The organism is Shinella fusca (assembly GCF_014203155.1).
GTDB lineage: Bacteria > Pseudomonadota > Alphaproteobacteria > Rhizobiales > Rhizobiaceae > Shinella > Shinella fusca.
On the sequence record NZ_JACHIK010000012.1, the window covers coordinates 21,470 to 41,810 of the forward strand.

Annotated in this window: 19 protein-coding genes; 10 read left to right on the forward strand and 9 right to left on the reverse strand. The window is 68.6% G+C overall.

From position 1 onward, the window contains the following. The first annotated feature begins 120 nt into the window (after positions 1–120). Positions 121–789 (forward strand): ankyrin repeat domain-containing protein, encoded by a 669-nt coding sequence (locus tag HNQ66_RS16455; RefSeq protein ID WP_380780029.1) that lies wholly within the window; start codon positions 121–123, stop codon positions 787–789. 71 nt (positions 790–860) lie between these two features. After that, positions 861–1,697 carry a bifunctional allantoicase/(S)-ureidoglycine aminohydrolase gene (locus HNQ66_RS16460; RefSeq protein WP_184145262.1) on the forward strand — a complete coding sequence of 279 codons (837 nt, stop codon included), beginning with the start codon at positions 861–863 and terminating at the stop codon, positions 1,695–1,697. A 62-nt stretch (positions 1,698–1,759) separates the two neighbouring features. On the opposite strand, the gene HNQ66_RS16465 is transcribed toward HNQ66_RS16460, so the two are convergent. Continuing rightward, entirely contained in the window at positions 1,760–2,947 is a 1,188-nt protein-coding gene (locus tag HNQ66_RS16465; protein WP_184145263.1) for a cyanate transporter, read from the reverse strand. A gap of 128 nt (positions 2,948–3,075) precedes the next feature. Here HNQ66_RS16465 and HNQ66_RS16470 point away from each other — a divergent pair, with 128 nt between their 5' ends. Beyond that, complete coding sequence (locus HNQ66_RS16470; protein WP_184145264.1) at positions 3,076–3,933, forward strand: LysR family transcriptional regulator; 858 nt, start codon at positions 3,076–3,078, stop codon at positions 3,931–3,933. Here HNQ66_RS16470 and HNQ66_RS16475 read toward each other — a convergent pair. Beyond that, positions 3,921–5,432, reverse strand: a complete 1,512-nt coding sequence (locus HNQ66_RS16475; protein ID WP_184145265.1) for a malonate--CoA ligase — start codon at positions 5,430–5,432, stop codon at positions 3,921–3,923. The genes HNQ66_RS16470 and HNQ66_RS16475 overlap by 13 nt on opposite strands. 68 nt (positions 5,433–5,500) lie before the next feature. After that, a complete protein-coding gene (locus HNQ66_RS16480) occupies positions 5,501–6,283 on the reverse strand; it encodes an SDR family oxidoreductase (RefSeq protein ID WP_184145266.1) in 783 nt (260 codons plus the stop codon). 151 nt (positions 6,284–6,434) lie between these two features. Here HNQ66_RS16480 and HNQ66_RS16485 point away from each other — a divergent pair, with 151 nt between their 5' ends. From HNQ66_RS16485 to HNQ66_RS16500, 4 genes are all read left to right on the forward strand, one after another. Then, a complete protein-coding gene (locus HNQ66_RS16485; protein WP_184145267.1) occupies positions 6,435–6,644 on the forward strand; it encodes a hypothetical protein in 210 nt (69 codons plus the stop codon). Positions 6,645–6,657: 13 nt separating this feature from the next. Then, positions 6,658–7,050: a CBS domain-containing protein gene (locus HNQ66_RS16490; RefSeq protein ID WP_184145268.1), complete on the forward strand. Its 393-nt coding sequence runs from the start codon at positions 6,658–6,660 to the stop codon at positions 7,048–7,050. Further along, the gene (locus HNQ66_RS16495) at positions 7,047–7,310 is read left to right on the forward strand and encodes a DUF982 domain-containing protein (protein ID WP_184145269.1); all 264 of its coding nucleotides are present in this window, start codon (positions 7,047–7,049) and stop codon (positions 7,308–7,310) included. Before HNQ66_RS16490 ends, HNQ66_RS16495 begins: the two co-directional genes overlap by 4 nt. 68 nt (positions 7,311–7,378) lie before the next feature. Continuing rightward, on the forward strand, positions 7,379–7,642 hold the full coding sequence (locus HNQ66_RS16500; RefSeq protein WP_184145270.1) for a DUF2934 domain-containing protein: 264 nt from the start codon (positions 7,379–7,381) through the stop codon (positions 7,640–7,642). 3 nt (positions 7,643–7,645) lie between these two features. On the opposite strand, the gene HNQ66_RS16505 is transcribed toward HNQ66_RS16500, so the two are convergent. Both HNQ66_RS16505 and glgX read right to left on the reverse strand, forming a co-directional pair. Next, positions 7,646–8,689 carry a DNA topoisomerase IB gene (locus HNQ66_RS16505; RefSeq protein WP_184145271.1) on the reverse strand — a complete coding sequence of 348 codons (1,044 nt, stop codon included), beginning with the start codon at positions 8,687–8,689 and terminating at the stop codon, positions 7,646–7,648. An 11-nt stretch (positions 8,690–8,700) separates the two neighbouring features. Next, positions 8,701–10,782, reverse strand: a complete 2,082-nt coding sequence (glgX, locus tag HNQ66_RS16510) for a glycogen debranching protein GlgX (protein ID WP_184145272.1) — start codon at positions 10,780–10,782, stop codon at positions 8,701–8,703. Positions 10,783–10,927: 145 nt separating this feature from the next. Here glgX and treZ point away from each other — a divergent pair, with 145 nt between their 5' ends. The 3 genes from treZ to treY all read left to right on the forward strand — a co-directional run bounded on the left by treZ (position 10,928) and on the right by treY (position 15,804). Further along, entirely contained in the window at positions 10,928–12,721 is a 1,794-nt protein-coding gene (gene treZ, locus HNQ66_RS16515; RefSeq protein ID WP_184145273.1) for a malto-oligosyltrehalose trehalohydrolase, read from the forward strand. A 26-nt stretch (positions 12,722–12,747) separates the two neighbouring features. Beyond that, on the forward strand, positions 12,748–13,119 hold the full coding sequence (locus HNQ66_RS16520) for a CBS domain-containing protein (RefSeq protein ID WP_184145274.1): 372 nt from the start codon (positions 12,748–12,750) through the stop codon (positions 13,117–13,119). A gap of 69 nt (positions 13,120–13,188) precedes the next feature. After that, positions 13,189–15,804 (forward strand): malto-oligosyltrehalose synthase, encoded by a 2,616-nt coding sequence (treY, locus tag HNQ66_RS16525; protein ID WP_184145275.1) that lies wholly within the window; start codon positions 13,189–13,191, stop codon positions 15,802–15,804. Here treY and HNQ66_RS16530 read toward each other — a convergent pair. From HNQ66_RS16530 to HNQ66_RS16545, 4 genes are read right to left on the reverse strand one after another with little or no spacing between them, the layout of a single operon-like run. After that, positions 15,801–17,432: an FGGY-family carbohydrate kinase gene (locus HNQ66_RS16530; RefSeq protein WP_184145276.1), complete on the reverse strand. Its 1,632-nt coding sequence runs from the start codon at positions 17,430–17,432 to the stop codon at positions 15,801–15,803. The two genes, treY and HNQ66_RS16530, sit on opposite strands and share 4 nt — an antisense overlap. 60 nt (positions 17,433–17,492) lie before the next feature. Next, on the reverse strand, positions 17,493–18,221 hold the full coding sequence (locus tag HNQ66_RS16535) for an SDR family oxidoreductase (protein ID WP_184145277.1): 729 nt from the start codon (positions 18,219–18,221) through the stop codon (positions 17,493–17,495). Positions 18,222–18,244: 23 nt separating this feature from the next. Continuing rightward, a complete protein-coding gene (locus HNQ66_RS16540) occupies positions 18,245–19,489 on the reverse strand; it encodes a sugar ABC transporter permease (protein ID WP_184145278.1) in 1,245 nt (414 codons plus the stop codon). Continuing rightward, positions 19,486–20,307 carry an ATP-binding cassette domain-containing protein gene (locus HNQ66_RS16545; RefSeq protein WP_184145279.1) on the reverse strand — a complete coding sequence of 274 codons (822 nt, stop codon included), beginning with the start codon at positions 20,305–20,307 and terminating at the stop codon, positions 19,486–19,488. Before HNQ66_RS16545 ends, HNQ66_RS16540 begins: the two co-directional genes overlap by 4 nt. Positions 20,308–20,341 lie beyond the last annotated feature (34 nt).

Consider the following 20,341-nt stretch of genomic DNA (forward strand, 5'->3'; position numbering starts at 1 on the left):
GCTCCGGGTTTTTCCGTTCTGTGGCTTCGATCCATTTCCTGCATGGTATGGATTTGCACATTTAATTTTCTAATGCCGCAGGCGGCTGATAACGTGCCACCACAATCAACGGGACGGCGCATGCTAAAACTCGCTTCGTTTTCAGCCTGGCTCCTCCTTACGGCCTTCTGCCCGCCCCTTCTTGCCGCCGAAAACACCATGCCCCTCGCCCTGCACAAGGCTGCCGCAGCCGACGACGTCGCCGCCATAAAGACCCTCATCGCCGAAGGCGCCGAGATCGACGCGCGGGACGGAACCGGCGCGACCGCGCTTCTCGTCGCAACGCACGGCAACAGGCTGGAGGCCGCCCGCGCGCTGATCGCGGCGGGCGCCGACGTCAACGCCAGGGACGGCATCAGCGACAGCCCGTATCTATACGCCGGCGCGCGCGGCCATCTGGACATCCTCAAGCTGACGCTCGCGCACGGCGCAGACCTTGCGAGCACCAACCGCTACGGCGGCACCGCCCTCATCCCCGCCGCCGAGCGCGGCCATGTCGAGACGGTCGAAACGCTGATCGCCGCCGGCGTCGACGTCGACCACGTCAACCGGCTCGGCTGGACGGCGCTGCTGGAGGCGGTCCTCCTCGGCGACGGCGGGCCACGGCATGTGCGGATCGTCGAGCGGCTGATTTCGGCCGGCGCCGATGTCGACCTTGCCGACCATGACGGCGTGGCGCCGCTCCGGCACGCCCGCAGCCGCGGCTACCGCGATATCGCCGCCCTGCTCGAAAAAGCGGGCGCGAAGTAGCGGGAAAAGACGAGGCGGAGGACAATCCGCCGGGAAGACGGAAACACTCAAAGACAAAGGGCCTGAGAACGATGCAAAGAAGCTACTATTCCTCCCTCGGCGGCCATCCCCCGCAGAGCGACCTCCTGACCGGCCGCGCCGTCTTCACGGAGGCCTATGCGGTCATTCCCAAGGGCGTGATGCAGGACATCGTCACCTCCTTCCTGCCCTTCTGGAACGACACGCGCTGCTGGGTCATCGCCCGCCCGCTCTCCGGCTTCGCCGAGACCTTCTCGCAATACGTCATGGAAGTGGCGCCGGGTGGCGGCAGCGACCGGCCGGAACAGGACCCGGAGGCCGAAGGCGTGCTCTTCGTCGTCGACGGCGAGGTTGAACTGACGCTGCCGGCCGGCAAGCACACGCTCCAGCCGGGCGGCTACGCCTTCCTGCCGCCGGGCCTGAAATGGTCGCTGCACAACCGCTCCGGCGCCCATGCCCGCTTCCACTGGATCCGCAAGGCCTACGAGGCCGTCGACGGCCTGCCGCATCCCGAGCCGCTGATCCTCAACGAGAAGGACATCACTCCTTCGGTCATGCCCGGCACGGAAGGCCGATGGGCGACGACGCGCTTCGTCGACCCCAACGACCTGCGCCACGACATGCATGTGACCATCGTCACGCTCCTGCCCGGCGCGGTCATCCCCTTCGCGGAAACCCACGTCATGGAGCACGGCCTCTATGTGCTGCAGGGCAAGGCCGTCTACCGCCTCAACCAGGACTGGGTGGAAGTGGAGGCCGGCGACTTCATGTGGCTGCGCGCCTTCTGCCCGCAGGCCTGCTATGCCGGCGGCCCGGAGCCGTTCCGCTACCTGCTCTACAAGGACGTCAACCGCCACATGACGCTGAAGCCTTTCGGCGGCCGCCGCTAGGGCCTGCCCTGCCAGCTTCTCGGCAATCCGGACCCGCGCCCTCTTGGCGCGGGTTTTTCCATTCAGCCCGCAATCGGCATGGCGGCGGGATAGCGCCGCGGGTCGAAGCGCAGGTAGATGAGCGCCGTCACCAGCACGCAGCCGAGATGCAGTATCCAGCCCGCGGCAAAGCCGCCCGTCCAGTCGTGCAGCAGCGCCAGCGCATAGGGGCCGAGCGCGGCGATCAGGAAGCCGCCGCCCTGCATGAGCGCGGCGAGCGCCCCGGCCTGTTCGGGCCGCGGCAGGTGGTCGAGCGCGGTGACGATGGCGAGCGCGAAACTGCCGCCGAGCCCGGCACCGCACAGCCCCGCCCAGAGGACCGGCGCAAGCCCCGGAAAGCCGGCGAGCCCGAGGAAGCCGGCGACCTGCAGGGCGATGGTCAGGAGAAGCCAGGGGCGGCGGTCGGCATTGCCGCGCGCAAGGGCCGGCAGGCCGAGCGCGGCTGCTGCCTGGCCCGCGGCCATCACGGCGACGAGGCTGCTGCTGTCGCCGCTCGTCCAGCCCTGGCTCTGGTAATAGGGCGAGAGCCAGGCGATCATCGAGCTGTAGCCGGAATTGATGAGGCCGAAGGACAGCATCAGCCCCCAGGTCCGCGGCCGGCGCAGGAGCTGGCGGGTCAGCGTGCCGTCGGGCCGGCCAGTCCGCACGTCCGAGAGGATGCGCCAGGCGGCGGCGAGCGCAAGCGCCACCGGCAGCGCCAGGAAGGCGAGCGCCGCCTGCCAGCGGTAGCCGGCGCCGGTGAGCATCGGCATCAGCCGGGCGCCGAAGGCGCCGCCCGCCATGATCGTCGCCGAATAGAGCCCCGTCACCACCGGCACGCTTGCCGGGAAGCGCGCCTTGATGATGCCCGGGAAGATCGCCTGGATGAAGGCGACACCGATGCCGCAGACGGCGGCCGTCGCGATCAGCGACAGCCCGTCCTGCACGAAGAGGCGGAGCGCCGAGCCGGCAAGGAGCACGACGAGCGCGATCAGGAGCCCCCGCCGCGCCCCGAGCCGGACCTGGAGGCCGGGTGCAACGAAGGCCCCGACGCCCATCAGGAACATCGGCAGGAGCGTGAGCATGGAAACCCCGCCGTAGCCGAGCCCCGTATCCGCGACGATCTCGCTGAGGAGCGGCCCCGGCGCGGCGAGGAAGGGGCGCAGGTTGAGGCCGACGAGGACGACCAGTGCAAGCATTGTCCAGTCGCGGCCGGAGCGCGTATCCGTCATCGTTCGATCTTTCTGTTGGGGAGGCGGAAGGGAGCGCCGCCGAACATGCCTATCGCTACCACCGGCTTGAATCATGCGCAAATTAGATGTTTAGATAGCTAGTATTTATAAATTCGATGGAGGACGCCATGCTCGACCCGCGCCTGCTCCGAGCCTTCGTGGCGATTGCCGATGCGGGCAGTTTCACGGCGGCGGCCGAGCGCCTGCACATGACGCAGTCGACCATGAGCCAGCAGATCGGCCGGCTGGAAGAAGCGATCGGCCGGGAGCTTGTCGACCGCGCCGCCCGGCCGGTGCGCCTGACGGTGACGGGCGAACGGCTGCTCGGCCATGCGCGCCGCATCCTCGCCCTGCAGAGCGAGGCGCTGACGCTGGTGGCCGAGACCTCCGGCACGACCTCGGTGCGCATCGGCATGCCGGACGACATCGCCACGCCCGAGATGGCCCGCGCCTTCGCCGCCTTCACGCGGCGCCACAAGGAAGCACGGCTCGACGTCATGACGGGCCTGCGCTCGGACCTGACGCGCCGCTACCGCTCCGGCGAGCTCGACATCGTGGTGCTGAAGGAGGACATGCCGAGCGCCGACAGCTGGGCGAGCTTCGAGGAGCCGATCACCTGGTTCGCCGCCGCCGATGCGGCGGGCGACCTGCCCGATCCGGTGCCGCTCGTCACCTTCCCACCCGGCGGGCTCTACCGCGATTCCATGTTCGAGCGGCTGGAGCGCGAGCGGCGGCGCTGGTACATCGCCTTCACCTCGGCGAGCCTGCGCAACGTGCTGATGGCCGTCGAAGCCGGCCTCGGCCTCTCGCTGCTGCCCATCGACGCGGCCCGCGGCTGGCGGGTGAAACCCGTCGCCGAGTTCAGCCCCGAGCCGCCGATCGTCGCCTCGCTCTATGCCTGGGAGCGCGGCGGCATCGTCGGGGAACTCGCCGGCGAGGTGCTCGACATCCTGAAACGGCATTTTGCCCGCGATCAGGAGCGGTAGAGGTCCTTGTAGGCCTCGCGCAGCACGTTCTTCTGCACCTTGCCCATGGTGTTGCGCGGCAGGTCGTCGATGAAGAGCACGCGCTTGGGCTGCTTGTAGCGCGCGAGCCGCTCCCTGAGCCCGTCGAGCACCGCCGCCTCGTCGAGGGCCGAGCCCTTCTCGCGCACCACGACGGCCGTGACGCCCTCGCCGAAATCAGGATGCGGCACGCCGATGACCGCGCTCTCGACGACGCCCGCCATCGCGTCGATCTCGCTTTCCACTTCCTTGGGATAGATGTTGTAGCCGCCGGAGATCACGAGGTCCTTGCCGCGCCCGACGATGTGCACATAGCCGCGCGCATCGATCTTGCCGAGGTCGCCGGTGATGAAGAAACCGTCCGCGCGGAATTCCGCGGCGGTCTTCTCCGGCATGCGCCAGTAACCCGCAAAGACGTTCGGCCCCTTCACCTCGATCATGCCCGTCTCGCCATCCGGCACCGACCTGCCGATCTCCGGCTCGCTCACGCGCAGCGACACGCCCGGCAGCGGAAAGCCCACCGTGCCGGCGATCCGCTCGCCGTCATAGGGGTTGGAGGTGTTCATGTTGGTCTCGGTCATGCCGTAGCGCTCGAGGATGGCGTGGCCGGTCCGCTCGGCAAAACTGCGGTGGGTTTCGGCAAGCAGCGGGGCAGAACCGGAGACGAAGAGCCGCATTCCCTCGGCCGCCGTCCGCGTCAGCCCCGGATGCTGGAGAAGGCGGACATAGAAGGTCGGAACGCCCATCATCACGCTGGCGTTTTCCATCAGCCGCAGCACCTCGCCGGCGTCGAACTTCGGCAGGAGATACATCGAGGCGCCGGCCAGCAGCGTAACGTTGGTGGCGACGAAAAGGCCGTGCGTGTGGAAGATCGGCAGCGCGTGGATCAGCCGGTCGGCGCCGGTGAAGCGCCAGTAGTCGCGCAGCGTCAGGGCGTTCGAGAGGAGGTTGTCGTGCGTCAGCATCGCTCCCTTGGAGCGGCCCGTCGTGCCGGAGGTATAGAGGATGGCGGCGAGGTCTTCGGCCCCGCGCGCGGCATCGGGGAAATCGGCGCCTGCATCCGCCGCCAGGACGAGGAGCGATCCGCCGCCGGCCTCGTCGAGCGTCTCGACCTGGGCGCCGTGCCTGCCGGCGACCGTGCGCACACCCTCCGCCGCCTTCGGCGCGACGACGACGAGCCGCGGCTCGGCATCGCCGATGAAATAATCGAGCTCGGCAAGCGTATAGGCCGTGTTGAGCGGCAGATAGACGGCCCCGGCGCGAAGGCAGGCCAGATAGAGCATCAGGGCTTCCGGGCTCTTTTCCACCTGCACGGCCACCCGGTCGCCGGGCGTAACGCCGAGCCCCTGCAGCGCGCCCGCCAGGCGGCCGGAAAATTCCAGCATGTCGCCATAGGTCCAGCGCCGCCCCTCCGCCGTCTCGATGAAGACGGCCTCGCGCGCCGCCGCAGCCCGGATCGCATCGAAAAGGTGGTTCGCCATGGTCGTCTCCTCTGCCGTTGCCCCCGCACCTTGTCACAGCAGGCGGGGACGACGCCAGAGGCAAGCCCTTACCGAAGCAGGCCCTGCCCGCCGTCGATCCACAGCGGCACGCCGGTGATGTGCCGCGCCTTGGAGGAGGAGAGGAAGAGGATCGCATCGGCCACCTCGTCGGCCGTTCCCGGCTTGCCGTTGGTGACGGGGATGTCGCCCTCCGGCCAGACGACGGGAATGCCCGCCTCCTTCGCGCCGCGCCGCTCCGTGTTCTCCTCGATATCGGTCTCAATGGCGCCCGGGCACACCGCGTTGACGCGGATGCCGGCCTTGCCGAGCTCGAGCGCGAGCTGCTGCATCATGGCGACCTGCCCTGCCTTGGCCGCCGCATAGGCCGTCGCACCCGGCGTGGTGAAGGTGCGCGTGCCGTTGATGGAGGAGACGATGACGATGGCCCCCTCGCTCGCCTTGCGCAGGTACGGCACCGCCAGATGCAACGTGAGATAGGTGCCGCGCAGGTTGACGGCGATGGTCTCGTCCCATTCGGCGGGCGTAAGGTCGTCGATCGGCGCCCAGGCGCCGTTGATGCCGGCATTGGCGACAACGATATCGAGGCCGCCGAAGGTATCGGCAAGCCGTTCCACCGCGGCCCGCATGGAAGCCTCCTCCGCCACATCCGCGACGAGCGGGACGGCCGCGCCGCCCTGCGTGCGGATTTCGCGCGCCACCGCCTCCACCTCCTCGCCGGTGCGGCTGAGAACCCCGACGCTTGCGCCATAGCGGGCGAAGGCGAGCGCCGTGGCCTTGCCGATCCCCGATCCAGCGCCCGTCACGAGGGCGACCTTTCCTGCAAAGAGCATGGACATCTCCATTCGTTGGGCGTCGATCCGGCTGAATGGAGAATGTGCGGCGCGCCTTCCGGTTCCCGCCTTTCGCGTTCCCGATTGTCGGGAACCATGGCCCCCGACCGGCGTTTGGCTGAAAGAGGACGCCAATCCGCAGGAGGTCAACGTGCGCCAGAACCAGAAGAAGAAGCCGCTCGCCCGCAAACCCGCAGCTCCGGAAACCGACCCGCACGGCGCGCGCAAGCGCCGCAATTCCTGGGAGCCGCAGGTGGTGGTGCCTCATCAGGTGGACCTGCCGCTGCACCGGCCGGAGCACGAGGACGTCGCCGTGCCGGCCGCTCCGAACGGCCGCAGCCTGATCAACGGGCGTCTTTGACGAGGGCGGACCGATGCGCGTCAAGGACGTGATGTCCGCCCAGATCGTGACGATCTCGCCGAGCGACACCGCCCAGTCGGCCGCCCGGCTGATGCTGGAGACGGAAGTGGGCGCGCTGCCCGTCGAGGTGCCCGGGGTGGGCGCCATCGTCGGCATCGTCACCGACCGCGACATCGTTGTGTCGGTGCTTGCCCGCGGGCTTTCCACCTCCACCGCCGTCGCCGAGTTCATGACCGTGTCACCGGAACTGTGCAACGAGGGCGACGACACGACCGCCGTCGCCGCGCGCATGCGCGAGCTCAGCGTGCGCCGCCTGGTGGTCGCCAATGCCGACCGGCGCGTGGTCGGCATCGTCAGCCTCGTCGACCTTCCAACCGAAAAGCAGGACAGGGAGGACGCACGATGACGCTCTTTGCGACAGACAGGCTGTGGGCCGATGCCGTCGTGCTGGAGGGCGACGGGCGGGTCCTGCGCGTGCAGAGCACGCGGGACGCGCTCCTCTGCCTCAAGAACCATTGGCTGGAGACCGACGGACCGGCCCTTGCAGCAGCAAAAACGCTCTGTGAACGGGGCCTTGCGAGCGACGACGACCCGGGCCTTGCGCTGCGGGCCTTCATCGAAGCGGCGAAGGAAGCGGGTTTCCGCGTGAATTCCTGGACTGGTTAGCCTCCGGGCGACAAGCCGCAAAAGGCAGCCCGTTTCTTTAAGACCATGTCTTTCGAAGGGACATCATCGTGAACGACGAACGCGACGAATGGATCAGCAAGCGCGCCTACGGCCTCTGGGAGGCGGAAGGCCGCCCGCACGGCAGGGACCATATCCATTGGGAGCAGGCGGCCCGCGAGCGCGCCGAGCTCGAAAGGGTGGCGCTGCCGGACCATCTCGAAAAGCGCCGCAACAGCGCAGAAAGCGACGATGCGACCCGCGCGGCCGTCGACCTCACCCGCAAGACGACACGTCCCGCCCGCAAGCCCCCTCCGCGCCGCGGCGCCGCCTGACCCTCACGAGGCCTTGCGGCGGGCGCGGCGGCGGGCGTTCCTGCGGTTTTCGAGGAAGCGCAGCAGCCGCTCCTCTTCCGCGCGCAGCCCGGAAACGCCGGCAAGAGGCCGGCGGAGGGCAGCGGCAAGCGTTTCCGGCGTCTCCGCAAGCGCCACGATATCCGGATGGATATAGCTCGACCGGGCGATGGCCGGCGTGTTGTTGAGCAGGGAAGACGCCGCCTCGGCCATGGCCTTGACAGTCGGCCGCCCGCCCTCCTCGATCGCATGGCGCGCCGCCGAAAAGGCCGCAAGGCTGCCCGCCCAGGTGCGGAAGGTCTTGGCGGAAACGGGAATGCCCGAAATCTCCGCGAGATAGGCGTTGAGCCGCCCGGAATCGATGGGCCGCACGAGATCCGTGTCGTCCTTCCACACGAAGAGCGCGCGGCCCGGCAGGTCGGCGCACTCCTCCAGCAGGCGTTGCAGGCGGCGGTGCTTCAGCGTCCGCTGCACACGCTTGCCGCCCTTGGCGCTGAAGCGCAGCACGATGCGCCCGTCCGCAAGCGAGACATGCCGCTTGAGGAGCGTCGTCGCCCCGTAGGTCCGGTTCTCCTCGGCATAGGCGCGGTTGCCGACGCGCAGTTGCGCCTCGTCGAGCAGGACGGTGATCGCCGCCAGCATCGTATCGACCGCGCCGGGCGCGCCGTCGAGGTCGCGCCGCACCGCGCGGCGCAGCTTCGGCAGAGCGCGCCCGAAGGCAATGAGCTGGTCGAACTTGTCGCCGCTTTTCAACGCCTGCCAATCGGCATGGTAGCGGTATTGCTTGCGCCCGCGCGCGTCATAGCCCGTCGCCTGCAGGTGGCCGTTCTCCTGAAGGCAGATCCAGACATCCTCGTAGGCCGGCGGCAGGCCGAGCGAGGCGATGCGCGCCTTGATGTCCGGATCGTCGAGCAGGGAGCCGTCCGGCAGGCGGTAACAGAAGCTGCGGCCGGTCCGCTGGCGCCGGATGCCCGGCTCGCTGTCCGAGACATAGACGAGCCCCGTTTCCTCCAGGATGTCGGGCGCCATGTCCGGCTCCGTCAGGCCGGCTCGAAGACGGCAAGGCTGGCGGCGTAGACCGTGGCCGGGCTCCCGGCGTCATGCGCCGTGAAGGCGCCTTCCTCGGCGCCCGTATCGAGCACCCGCTTCCAGCCCGCAATGCCGTTCACCTCCGGCATCGTCACCGCGCAATCCTCGCCGGCATTGCAGACGATGAGGAGCTGGTCCGCCCCCTCGCCGTTCGCCGGCCGGGCAAGGAAGAGGCAGAGCGTGCGCAGGTTCTCGTCCTGCCACGCCGCATCGTCCATGGGCGCGCCGTCCGCCCTGTACCAGGCGATCTCGGTGGAACCGTCCTCCGCCGGCTCGCCCGTCAGGAACCGTTCCTGCCGCAGCGCCGGATGCGCCTTGCGGAAGGCGATGGCACCCTTGCAGAAGTTGAGGAACGGATCGGCAAGGCCGCTCCAGTCCGTCCAGCCGATCTCGTTGTCCTGGCAATAGGCGTTGTTGTTGCCCTGCTGGCCGTTGCCGAGCTCGTCGCCGCCGAGCAGCATCGGCACGCCCTGGCTCGTCATCAGCGTGGCGATCATGGCGCGGCGGCGGCGGTCGCGCGCGGCGCGGATACCGTCGTCCTCCGTCGGTCCTTCCGCGCCGAGATTGGCCGAATGGTTGTCCGAATGGCCGTCGCGGTTCTCCTCGCCGTTCGCCTCGTTGTGCTTGCCGTCGTAGGAGACGGTGTCCATCAGCGTGAAGCCGTCATGGGCGCTGATGAGGTTGATCGAGGAGGTCGCGCCGCGATCCGAATGGTTGAACTGCGGCGCCGAGCCCGTAAGGCGCGTCGCAAGCCCCGGGGCAAGGCCACCGTCGCCCTTCCAGAAGCGCCGGACGTCGTCGCGATACTTGTCGTTCCACTCGCGGAACGGATAGGGAAAGCCGCCGACCTGGTAGCCGCCGTCGCCGACATCCCACGGCTCGGCGATGAGCTTCACGCCGGAAAGGATCGGATCCTGCCGGATCGCGTCGAAGAAGGTGCCTTCGCGGTCGAACTCGATGTGGCGCGTGCGGCCGAGCGTGCTGGCAAGGTCGAAGCGGAAGCCGTCGACATGCATGACGCCGACCCAGTAGCGCAGGCTGTCGAGCACCATGCGCAGCACCATGGGATGAGCGACGTTCAGCGTGTTGCCGGTGCCCGTCGTGTCGTAGGTATGGCGCGGGTCGTCCGGCGAGAGACGGTAGTAGCTCGCATTGTCGAGCCCGCGGAAGCTCAGCGTCGGGCCGAGCTCCGAGCCTTCGGCGGTGTGGTTGTAGACGACGTCCATGATCACCTCGATGCCGGCGGCATGGAAGCGCTTCACCATGGTCTTGAATTCGGTGATCGCCCGGCCGGAAAGGAAGCGTGGCTGCGGGGCGAAGAAGCCGAGCGTCTGGTAGCCCCAGTAGTTGCGCAGGCCCTTTTCGAGAAGGTAGCGGTCGTCCGGGAAATACTGGATCGGCAGGAGCTCGACAGCGGAGATGCCGAGGTCGACGAGATGCTCGACGATCGGATCGCTCGCCATGCCCATGAAGGTGCCGCGCAACTCCTCCGGCACGCCCGGATGGGTCATGGACATGCCGCGCACATGCGCCTCGTAGATGATCGTCTCCGTCCACGGCCGGCGGATCGCCGCATCGCCCGCCCAGTCGAAATCGGGATCCTGCACCACGCCCTTGACCATGAAGGGCGCGCTGTCGCGCTCGTCGAAGGAAAGGTCCTCCGCCGGATCGCCAATACGGTAGCCGTAAAGCGCATCGTTCCACTCGATCTCGCCGAGCACCTGCTTGGCATAGGGGTCGAGCAGCAGCTTGTTCGGGTTGAAGCGGTGGCCGGCGGCGGGCTCGTAGGGGCCGTGCGCACGGTAGCCGTAGACCGTGCCGGGCCTGAGGCCGGCGATATAGCCGGACCAGACGTCGCCCTCGCGCTTGGGCAGCGGCAGGCGGTCGGTCTCCTCCCTGCCGTCCTCGCTGAAGAGGCAGAGTTCCACCTGTTCCGCATGGGCGGAGAAGACGGCGAAATGCGTTCCTTCTCCGGTGAACTCGGCGCCGAGTTCCGGTTTCATGAAATCGAGTTCGGAAAAGGAATAGCTCATGTGGTCTGGCCCCTTCGGTCGAGCAGGCGGCGTTCCGCACCGTGCCGGAAAAGCCGCGACAGCAACGCGAACAGGGGCCGATTGTTCCCGGAACTTTTGCCCCGCCGCCCGGTTCGTTGCTGGGCGTATCATGCAAGGAGAGACCATGACCGGAACGTGGGGACCGAGCCTGCTTCAAGACGGACGGGTACGCTTTCGCCTGTGGGCGCCTGCCGAAAACGCGGTGGACGTGCTGGTCGGCGGCAATGCCGTCGCGATGACCGCCGCAGGCGACGGCTGGCACGAGGCCGTCACGAGCCTTGCCCGGCCGGGCGACAGCTACGCCTTCCGGCTTGAAGACGGCACGGAGATAGCGGATCCCGCCTCGAGGACGCAGGTCAGGGACCTCGAAGGCCGTTCCGTCCTCGTCGATCCCGCCGCCTATGCCTGGCAGGAGACGGGCTGGAAAGGCCGGCCGTGGGAAGAGGCGATCCTCTACGAACTGCATGTCGGCACCTTCACGCGGGAGGGAACGTTCCGCGCGGCGATCGACCGCCTGCCGCACCTCCACCATGTCGGCGTCACCGCCATCGAGCTGATGCCCGTCACCCATTTCGCCGGCCGGCGCGGCTGGGGTTACGACGGCGTGCTGCCCTATGCACCGCACACGGCCTACGGCACGCCGGAGGACCTGAAGGCCCTCGTCGACGCCGCCCATGCCCATGGCATCATGGTGTTGCTCGACGTCGTCTACAACCACTTCGGCCCGGTCGGGAACGTCCTGCCGCGCATCGCGCCGGCCTTCTTCCACCGCGAGCGCCACACGCCCTGGGGCGCGGCCATCGCCTTCGAGGAAAGGGCCGTGCGGGATTACTTCATCGGGAACGCCCTTCACTGGATTAAGGACTACCGTTTCGACGGCCTGCGGCTCGACGCCGTCGACGAGATCGACGACCCCAGCGAGCGGCATATCCTCATCGAGTTGGCCGAGACGGTGCGCAGCGCCGCTCCCGGCCGCGACGTCCACCTCGTCGTGGAGGACCAGATGAGCCGCAAGGGCCTTCTCAACCGTGACGGCGGCATCGTGCATCACTATACCGCCGGCTGGAACGACGAATTCCACCACGCCCTCCACGTCATCGCGACGGGCGAGACCGAGGGCCACTACGCCCCCTTCATGACCGAGACCGACCGCCTGCTGCGGGAGGCGACCGCGCGCGGCTTCGTTTATGCGGACCGCTCGAAGGACCGGATCGGCCCGCCGCCGCAGGATCCGCTTCCCCCGCAGGTCAACGTCAACTTCCTGCACAACCACGACCAGGTCGGCAACCGCGCCTTCGGCGAGCGTCTCCCGCTGCTCGTCGAGCCGACGCTGCTCAACGTCATGACCGCGCTGCTGCTGTTTGCTCCCGGCATTCCCCTCCTCTTCATGGGCGAGGAATACGGCGAGCGGCAGCCGTTCCTGTTCTTTGCCGATTTCGGCGGCGACCTTGCCCATGCGACACGTGAGGGCCGCAGGGCCGAGGCGGAGAATTTCGGCGGGCTGCCGGAAGGCACGACGGCGCACCACCTGCCCGACCCCGGCGACGAGGAGACCTTCCGCCGCTCGCAGCTCGACTGGTCGCGCGCCGGCTCCCCCGAGGGCCGCGACTGCATCCGGTTCGTGCGCGAGCTCATCGCCCTGCGCCAGGCCCATGTCGTGCCGCTGCTCGCCGGCGGCGGCGCCGTCGAGCCGCACATCCTGCCCGCCGAGGCGGACGTTCTTGCCATCGACTGGCGCTTCGCCAAGGCGACGCTCGCCATCCGCGCCAACCTCGCAAAGAAGGCCCGCGCTCTGCCGCAAGCCCCGGGCGAGACGGTCTTCCGGCTTTCCGCCGCCGGCGCAGGCGGCCCTTCCATCCTCGTTGCCGTCGACCGGGGGCCCGAGAGCGGGAACCAACACGCCGCTCGTCTGTTATAAGGCAAAAGGCTGCGCGAGAGGTCCGCATGCGCATCGCAGAGATCATGACCAGCAATGTCCATCTCGTCCGCCCGGAGGAGACGCTGCAATATGCGGCGAGCCTCATGGCCGAATGGGACATCGCCTTCCTGCCGGTGGCCGATGCGACCGGCCTTGTCGGCACGCTCACCGACCGCGACATCATCCTGCGCGCGGTCGCACCCGGCTTCGATGCGGAAACCACCCGCGTCAGCGACATCATGACGACCAACATCACCTATTGCTACGACGACGAGGAGGCAGATGGCGTCAAGGCCAACATGAATTCGCTCCACCTGCGGCGCCTCGCCGTGCTCGACCGGCAGGATCGCTTGGCCGGCGTGGTCTCGCAATCGGATTTCCTGCGCCACGGAATCTGATGCGCGAAGCGGAACAAATCGGGTGGAAATGCGTTGCTGAGCGGCTGAAACCGCACGATCCAGGGCCGCATGACACCTCCCCGCTCGACCTATCGCCTCCAGTTCCGCAATGGCATGGACTTCGGGAGGGCACGACAGCTCGTGCCCTATCTCGCGGCCCTCGGCGTCACCCATCTCTACGCCTCGCCGCTCATGACGGCGGTGGCGGGATCGACGCACGGCTACGACGCCACGCGCACGGACGAGATCGATCCCGCGCTCGGCGGGCTAGACGGCCTTCGCAGCCTTGCGGGCGACCTGTACCGGCACGGCATCGGCCTCATCCTCGACATCGTGCCCAACCACATGGCGGCGAGCCTCGAAAACCCCTGGTGGCGCAGCGTGGTCGTCTGGGGTGAGGAAAGCCCGTTTTCCCGCCATTTCGATATCGACTGGTCCGAGCCGCTGACCCTGCCCTTCCTCGGCAAGGATTTCGCCGGGGAGCTGGCGGACGGCACGCTCTGCCTTGCGCTCGACCCGCGGCACGACGCACTTGCGCTCCGTTACGGCGAAAGCTTCTACCCGCTCGCCCCGGAAAGCTACGCAATGGCGCTTGGCGGTTTCGCAGGCACCGTCCTGCCGGCGCGGCCCGAGGAGAACCCGCAAGGGGCGGGCCTCCTCGCAAGGACGCTGGCACCGCCCGGGGCACGCGAGGAGCTGGAACGCCACCTTGCGGCCCTTTCGCGCGAGCCGGGCCGGATCGAGGCCGTGCATGCGGCCCAGCCCTGGCGGCTGATGGACTGGAAGGCGGCGAGCCTCCATCTCAGCTATCGCCGCTTCTTCGAGATCGCCGGGCTTGCGGGCCTGCGCGTCGAGGATCCCCCGATCTTCGAGGAGAGCCACAGGCTCGTCCTCGCCCTCGTGCGGGAGGGCACGGTGGACGGCCTTCGGATAGACCATGTCGACGGCCTCGCCGATCCGCGCGGCTACCTGGAGCGCCTGCGCGCCGCCGTGGGACCGGACGTCCCCATCCTCGTCGAGAAGATCCTGGAGAAAGACGAGCCCTTCGCCACCGACTGGCCTGTCGACGGCACGACAGGCTACGAGTTCATCGCCTCCCTTGCCGACGCGCTCGTCGACGAGACGGAGGGCGGGCGGCTCGCAGGCGCCTTCCAGCCACTGAAAAGCGAGGAGCATCGCGGCACCTTCCATGACGAAATGCAAGCGAGCAAGCGGCAGATGCTGGCGGATAATTTCCAGGGCGAGGTCCGGCGCGTGGCGCTGCTCGCCAAGGCCATGGCCGACACCGCCCATGCCGACTATTCGCGCAGCACGCTGACGGAAGCGATCTGCGCCATGATCGTCGCCCTGCCCGTCTACCGCACCTACATGGCGACGGCGGCGGAGATTTCCGGGCGCGACCGGGAGGTCCTCGCCGCGGTGCGCCGCGAGGCGCAGGAGGGCGTGCGCCCGGAGGTGCGCGAGGCGATCGACTTCATCTGGGAACTGCTGACCGACGACAGGACGTGCAACGCCATGCCCGAATGCGTGGAATTCCGCACGCGCTTCCAGCAATTGAGCGGCCCCGTCATGGCGAAGGCGCTCGAGGATACGCTTTTCTACCGGGAAAACGCCTTCATCGCGCTCAACGAGGTGGGCGGCGATCCGGGCCGGCCGACGGGCGGCCCCGGCGCCTTCCACGCCGCCATGCAGGCAAGGCAGGAGGCGATGCCGCACGGCCTTTCCGCCACCGCGACGCACGACACGAAGCGCGGCGAGGATGCGCGTGCCCGCCTCTATACGCTCGGCGAAGCGCCGGACGTGTGGATCGCCGCGGAACGGCGCTGGGCCGCCCGCAACGCCCGCCACCGCCGCCGGCATCAGGGCCGGCCGGTGCCGGAGCCCGATGTGGAATGGCTGGTCTACCAGTCGCTTGCCGGTGCCTGGCCGCCCGAAGGGCTGGAGGACCGCGCCGCCTTCGCGGAGCGGATGCGCCACTATGTCGAGAAGGCGTTGCGCGAGGCAAAGACGGCCTCGAACTGGGTCCTGCCGGATACCGGCTATGAGCAAAAGGTCATCGATTTCGTCGAAGACCTGCTCGGCGACACGGATTTCTGCGCGGATTTCACCGAAACGCTCCGCCCCTTCATCGATGCCGGCCTGATAAATTCGCTGGTGCAGACCCTGATCAAGCTGACCGCGCCCGGCATCCCCGACATCCATCAGGGCAGCGAGCGCGGCGATTTCTCCCTCGTCGACCCGGACAACCGCCGGCCGCTCGACCCCGCCGTCCTGGCCGTCCCGCAAAAGCCCCGGCCGTCCCGCGCGACCTTCGCCGACTACAAGCAATGGCTGGTCGCGGCCGTGCTCGCCGAACGGAACCGGGCGGGCGGCAATCCGTTCGCCGGCGCTTACATTCCGCTGGAGATTTCGGATGGAAACCGCGGGGCGCTCGCCTTCCTGCGCGCCGCACCGGAGGCTTTCGCGATCACCGTCGTCCCGCGCCTCACCTTCGATCGCATCGCGCCGGAGGGCCTCCATCTTTCCGCAGGCGCGCTGGAGGATGTCGTTCTCCACCTCCCGGCGGGCTTCGCAGGCCGCGATGTCCGGTCCGTCCTCGACGGCCGCACTTACCTGCTCCGCCCGGAAATGCCGCTTGCGGACATCCTCGGAACGGAACCCGTGGCGCTGCTTGTCGGCGCCTAGCGAATGTCGCGCGCCAATTGCTGCAGCCGCTGGAAGGCGTCGTAGCGCCGGGCATGCAGGGCCGCGGCCTCGCTGCCGGCCGGCCGGTAGATGCGGTCGGTCGCCGAGAGCGCGGCCATGGCGGAGCGTACATCCTCGAAGGCGCCGCCCGCGACGCTGCCGAGGATCGCCGCGCCGAGCAGCACCGGCTCCTCCGAGCGGGTCGAAAGCAGCGGCTTGCCGGTGGCGTCGGCGAGGAGCTGGCGGACGAGATCGAGCTGGCCGGCACCGCCGCTGATGACGATCTTCTCCACCGGCGCGCCGGCCGCCGCCTGCGCGTCGATGATCTGCCTGAGGCCGTAGCCGATGCCGCAGAGGCCGGCGATGTAGAGCGAGACGAGATTGTCGATGTCGCGCTCCATGCCGAGGCCGACGATGGCCGCGCGCGCATGGGGATCGGCAAAGGGCGCCCGGTTGCCGAGGAACTCCGGCACGACATGCAGCCCGTCCGCAAGCCTCGCCACGTCCGAGAGCGTTCCCGCCCGCCCGGCCGCCAGTTCCGCGAGGAAGACCGGCAGGGAAAGGCCGCGCGCCTTCGCCTGCGCCGCCGCTTCCGCGGCTGCCGGGTGGAAGGAAAGAAGCTGCTCGATCGCCGCCCCGGCCGCCGACTGGCCGCCCTCGTTGAGCCAGAGGCCCGGCACCATGGCCGAGAAATAGGGCCCCCAGACGCCCGGCACGAAGACCGGCGCGTGGGTCGAGGTCATGGTGCAGGAGGAGGTGCCGAAGACATAGCCGAGATTGCTTTCCGCCGGCCCGTCGACGCCGACAGTGCCGATGCCGCCGGCATGGGCGTCGATCATGCCCGCGCCGACGGGCGTGCCGGCCACAAGGCCGAGCTCGCCCGCCGCCTGCGCCGTCAGGCCGGCGCCGAGCGGCGTGCCCGGCTCGACGACGCGCTGGCCGATGCGCGCGAAATCCTCCTCCGCCAGCACGCCGAGGCCGATGGCATGGAAGTAGCTCGGGTCCCAGCGCTTCTCGTGGGCGAGATAGGTCCATTTGCAGGTGACGGTGCAGGTGGAGCGCGCAAGGTCGCCCGTCGCCCGCCAGGTGAGGAAATCCGCAAGGTCGAAGAACTGCCAGGCGGCATCGAACACCTGGGGCCGGTTCTCCCTGAGCCAGAGCAGCTTCGGCGTTTCCATTTCCGGCGAGATGCGCCCGCCGACATAGCGCAGCACGTCATGGTTCGTCGCGTTGATGCGCTCGACCTCGTTCACCGCGCGGTGGTCCATCCACACGATGATGTCGCGCGCGGGGTCCTCCGACGGGCCGACCGGCAACGGCGCCCCGCCCTCACCGAGAACGACCAGTGAGCATGTGGCATCGAAGCCGATGCCGGCGACGGCTTCCGGCGCAACGCCCGCTTTCGCGACGGCCTCGCGCACCGAAGCGCAGACGGCGGCCCAGATTTCCGTGCTCGACTGTTCGACCATCGCGCCCGGCTCGCGGAACAGCGAGATGTCGCGCTTTCCCGAGGCCAGCATGCGGCCGGAAAGATCGAAGAGGCCGGCCCGTGCGCTGCCCGTGCCGACGTCGACGCCGACGAGGTAGCGTTCGCCGCCCGCCGGGCGTGCGGAGGAGGTGTTGCTCATGGTTCTACCGCCTGCAAGTCAGGAATATTGCGGAAGGGCGGAGGAGCCGCCCTCCCGGTTTCAGAGATCGACGCTGTTGGGCAGTATCACGAGGTCGCGGATCGTCACGTTGCGCGGCCGCGTCAGCATGAAGAGCACGGCATCGGCCACTTCCTTCGGCTGCATCAGGCTGCCGTTGGCGAGCGCCTCGTCCATCTTCTCCTTCGGCCAGTCGTCGAGGAGCGCCGTCACCACCGGGCCCGGCAGCACCGCACCGACGCGCACGCCATACTGTGCCACCTGCCGCCGCGTCGAATGGACGAACGCCTGCACGGCGAATTTCGAGGCCGTGTAGATCGGCTCCCAGACGACGGGCACCACGCCGGCGATGGACGAGGTGAAGAGGATGTCGCCCGTCTTCTTCCCGATCATGTAGGGCAGCACCGCATGGACCGAGCGGAAGGCCGCGTTGATGTTGAGGTTCAGCATGCGGTCCCAGGCGTCCGGGTCGCCCTCGGCCACCGGCCCGCCGATATAGGCGCCGGCATTGGCGTGGAAGACGTCGAGCCCGCCGGCGATATCGAGGATGCGCGGCAGCATGCCCGAGACGTCGGACGGGTTCAGAAGATCGACGACGAGCGGCAGGGCATTCGGGCCGAGCTCCTTGCAGAGCTGCTCCAGCCTGTCCTTCGCCCGGTCGACGAGCACCACCTTCGCGCCCTCGGCGAGAAGCGTCTTGGCGCATTCGAGGCCGATGCCGGAGGCGGCCCCCGTGATGGCGGCGATCTTGCCCTTCATGAGATCGGTCATGATTGAAACTCCATTCGATATTCTTAGGCGCGGCCGTGGCTGACGCGCGAGCGGCGGGCGAGCGAGTCGACGATGACCGCGATGGCGAGAACGCCGCCGGTGATCATGTAGCGCAGCGAGGACGAGAGGTTCAGCAGCGTCAGGCCGTTCGAGATCGCCTGGATGACGATGATGCCGAGGAGGGCCGAATAGGCGCTGCCGCGGCCGCCGAAGAGGCTGGTGCCGCCGATGACCGCCGCCGCGATGGCGTTGAGGTTGACGTCGCCCGTGCCGGCCTGCTGGCTGGAGGAGGCAAGGCGCGCGGCCGAGAGCACGCCGCCGAGCGCGGCCAGCGTCGAGCAGAGCACGAAGGCGCTGGTATAGATGCGGCGCACGTTGATGCCCGAGCGGCGCGCGGCCTCCTTGTTGCCGCCGACGGCGAACATGGAGCGGCCCCATTGCGTGCGCGTCAGCGCATAGTTGAGGAGAACGGCGAGCGCGACGAAGAGGGCGAACATCCACGGAAGGCCGCGGCCGAGATTGAGATAGAACATCGCTGCTTCCAGCACGGCCGTCAGCACCACGGCCTTGAGGATCAGCGCCCGCATCGGCTGGGCCGAGAGGTTGGCGGCGAGCCGCTGGCTGCGCGTCCTGAGCCCGCGGCCGACCATGGCAAGGCCGGGCAGCAGCGCCAGCACGTAGGACAGCCAGTCCGGCATGATGAGGATCTGGCCGAAGCGCACCAGCACGGAGGCATAGGGCAGGTTGATCGAGCCGGTCGGGCCGAGGATGTAGAGCTGGAGGCCGAGCAGCGCGAGGAGGCCCGCGAGCGTGGCGACGAAGCTCGGCATGCCGAGCCGGTTGTAGAGCGCAGCATAGAGCAGGCCGACGGCGGCGCCGGCGACGAGAGCCGCAAGAATGCCGACGGCGACCGGCAGGCCCATATTGACCCAGAGCACGCCGACCATGGCGGAGGAAAGGCCGCTCATCGAGCCGACCGACAGGTCGATCTCGCCGAGCACGAGCACGCAGACGATGCCGAGCGAGATGACGCCGACCGTGGCGCAGTCGAAGAGCAGGTTGACGAGGTTGTTCGGCGCGAGGAACACAGGGTTCAGCGCGGAGAAGACGATGGAGATGACGACGAGGCCGACGGCGACCGGCAGCATGCCGAGGTCGCCGGAGCGCACGCGGTCGATGAAACCTTTCGCCATGGCGGCGAGGCTGTCGTCGTGGCGCACGCGCTCGTCGCTGCGGTCGAGCATCGGCTGGGAAGGATTCTGGCTCATGCTGCGCCCCCGTGGCTTTCCTGTGCGTGGCCGGACTTGCGCTCGGCCCGGCGCGAGACGGAGTTGTCCGTTGCGCCCGTGATGGCGGAAACGAGTTCCTGGTTGGACGAATCCGGCGTGAAGACGCCGTTGTTCTTGCCGAGGCGGAGCACGACGATACGGTCCGCGACGGCGCGCACGTCCTCCATGTTGTGGCTGATGATGATGACGCCGAGGCCCCGGTCGCGCACGCGCTCGATGAGGTTCAGCACCTCGGCCGTCTGGGCGACGCCGAGCGCGGCGGTCGGCTCGTCGAGCATGATGAGCCTCGGGTCGAGCAGCAGCGAGCGGGCGATGGCGACGGTCTGCCGCTGGCCGCCGGAGAGCGAGGCGATGGGTTCGCGCACGGAGGGGATGCGCGCGGCAAGCTCGCGCAGCAGGGTCCAGGCGCGCACCTCCATCGCCACCTCGTCGAGCGCCCAGGGCGAAAGCTCGTGGCCGAGGAAGAGATTGGCGACGACGTCGAGGTTCTCGCAGAGAGCAAGGTCCTGGAAGACGGTGGCGATGCCGAGGTCGAGCGCCTTGGCGGGGCTGTCGAGTGTCACCTGCCGGCCGCAGAACTCGATCGTGCCGGCCGACGGCTGGTGCACGCCGGCGAGCACCTTGACGAGCGTCGACTTGCCGGCACCGTTGTCGCCGACCAGCGCGACGACCTCGCCGGCCTTCACCTCGAGCTCGATGTCCGTGAGCGCGGACACGGCCCCGAAATTCTTGGATACGCCGCGAAGGCGCAGCACCGTTTCCCCCTTGGCGGGAGCATTCTCTAGCGTGGCTGTCATGGCCTGTGGACCTTTTCGACGGATCGGAGCGTCC

Bases quoted from the DNA above. Each gene is read 5' to 3' on its own strand.
- HNQ66_RS16545 (WP_184145279.1), bottom strand. From the start codon at position 20,307: ATGACAGCCACGCTAGAGAATGCTCCCGCCAAGGGGGAAACGGTGCTG.
- HNQ66_RS16455 (WP_380780029.1), top strand. From the start codon at position 121: ATGCTAAAACTCGCTTCGTTTTCAGCCTGGCTCCTCCTTACGGCCTTC.
- HNQ66_RS16535 (WP_184145277.1), bottom strand. From the start codon at position 18,221: ATGACCGATCTCATGAAGGGCAAGATCGCCGCCATCACGGGGGCCGCC.
- HNQ66_RS16540 (WP_184145278.1), bottom strand. From the start codon at position 19,489: ATGAGCCAGAATCCTTCCCAGCCGATGCTCGACCGCAGCGACGAGCGC.
- HNQ66_RS16475 (WP_184145265.1), bottom strand. From the start codon at position 5,432: ATGGCGAACCACCTTTTCGATGCGATCCGGGCTGCGGCGGCGCGCGAG.
- HNQ66_RS16465 (WP_184145263.1), bottom strand. From the start codon at position 2,947: ATGACGGATACGCGCTCCGGCCGCGACTGGACAATGCTTGCACTGGTC.
- HNQ66_RS16505 (WP_184145271.1), bottom strand. From the start codon at position 8,689: ATGGCGCCCGACATCCTGGAGGAAACGGGGCTCGTCTATGTCTCGGAC.
- treY (WP_184145275.1), top strand. From the start codon at position 13,189: ATGACACCTCCCCGCTCGACCTATCGCCTCCAGTTCCGCAATGGCATG.
- HNQ66_RS16460 (WP_184145262.1), top strand. From the start codon at position 861: ATGCAAAGAAGCTACTATTCCTCCCTCGGCGGCCATCCCCCGCAGAGC.
- HNQ66_RS16470 (WP_184145264.1), top strand. From the start codon at position 3,076: ATGCTCGACCCGCGCCTGCTCCGAGCCTTCGTGGCGATTGCCGATGCG.
- HNQ66_RS16490 (WP_184145268.1), top strand. From the start codon at position 6,658: ATGCGCGTCAAGGACGTGATGTCCGCCCAGATCGTGACGATCTCGCCG.
- HNQ66_RS16530 (WP_184145276.1), bottom strand. From the start codon at position 17,432: ATGAGCAACACCTCCTCCGCACGCCCGGCGGGCGGCGAACGCTACCTC.
- treZ (WP_184145273.1), top strand. From the start codon at position 10,928: ATGACCGGAACGTGGGGACCGAGCCTGCTTCAAGACGGACGGGTACGC.
- HNQ66_RS16520 (WP_184145274.1), top strand. From the start codon at position 12,748: ATGCGCATCGCAGAGATCATGACCAGCAATGTCCATCTCGTCCGCCCG.
- HNQ66_RS16480 (WP_184145266.1), bottom strand. From the start codon at position 6,283: ATGCTCTTTGCAGGAAAGGTCGCCCTCGTGACGGGCGCTGGATCGGGG.
- glgX (WP_184145272.1), bottom strand. From the start codon at position 10,782: ATGAGCTATTCCTTTTCCGAACTCGATTTCATGAAACCGGAACTCGGC.
- HNQ66_RS16495 (WP_184145269.1), top strand. From the start codon at position 7,047: ATGACGCTCTTTGCGACAGACAGGCTGTGGGCCGATGCCGTCGTGCTG.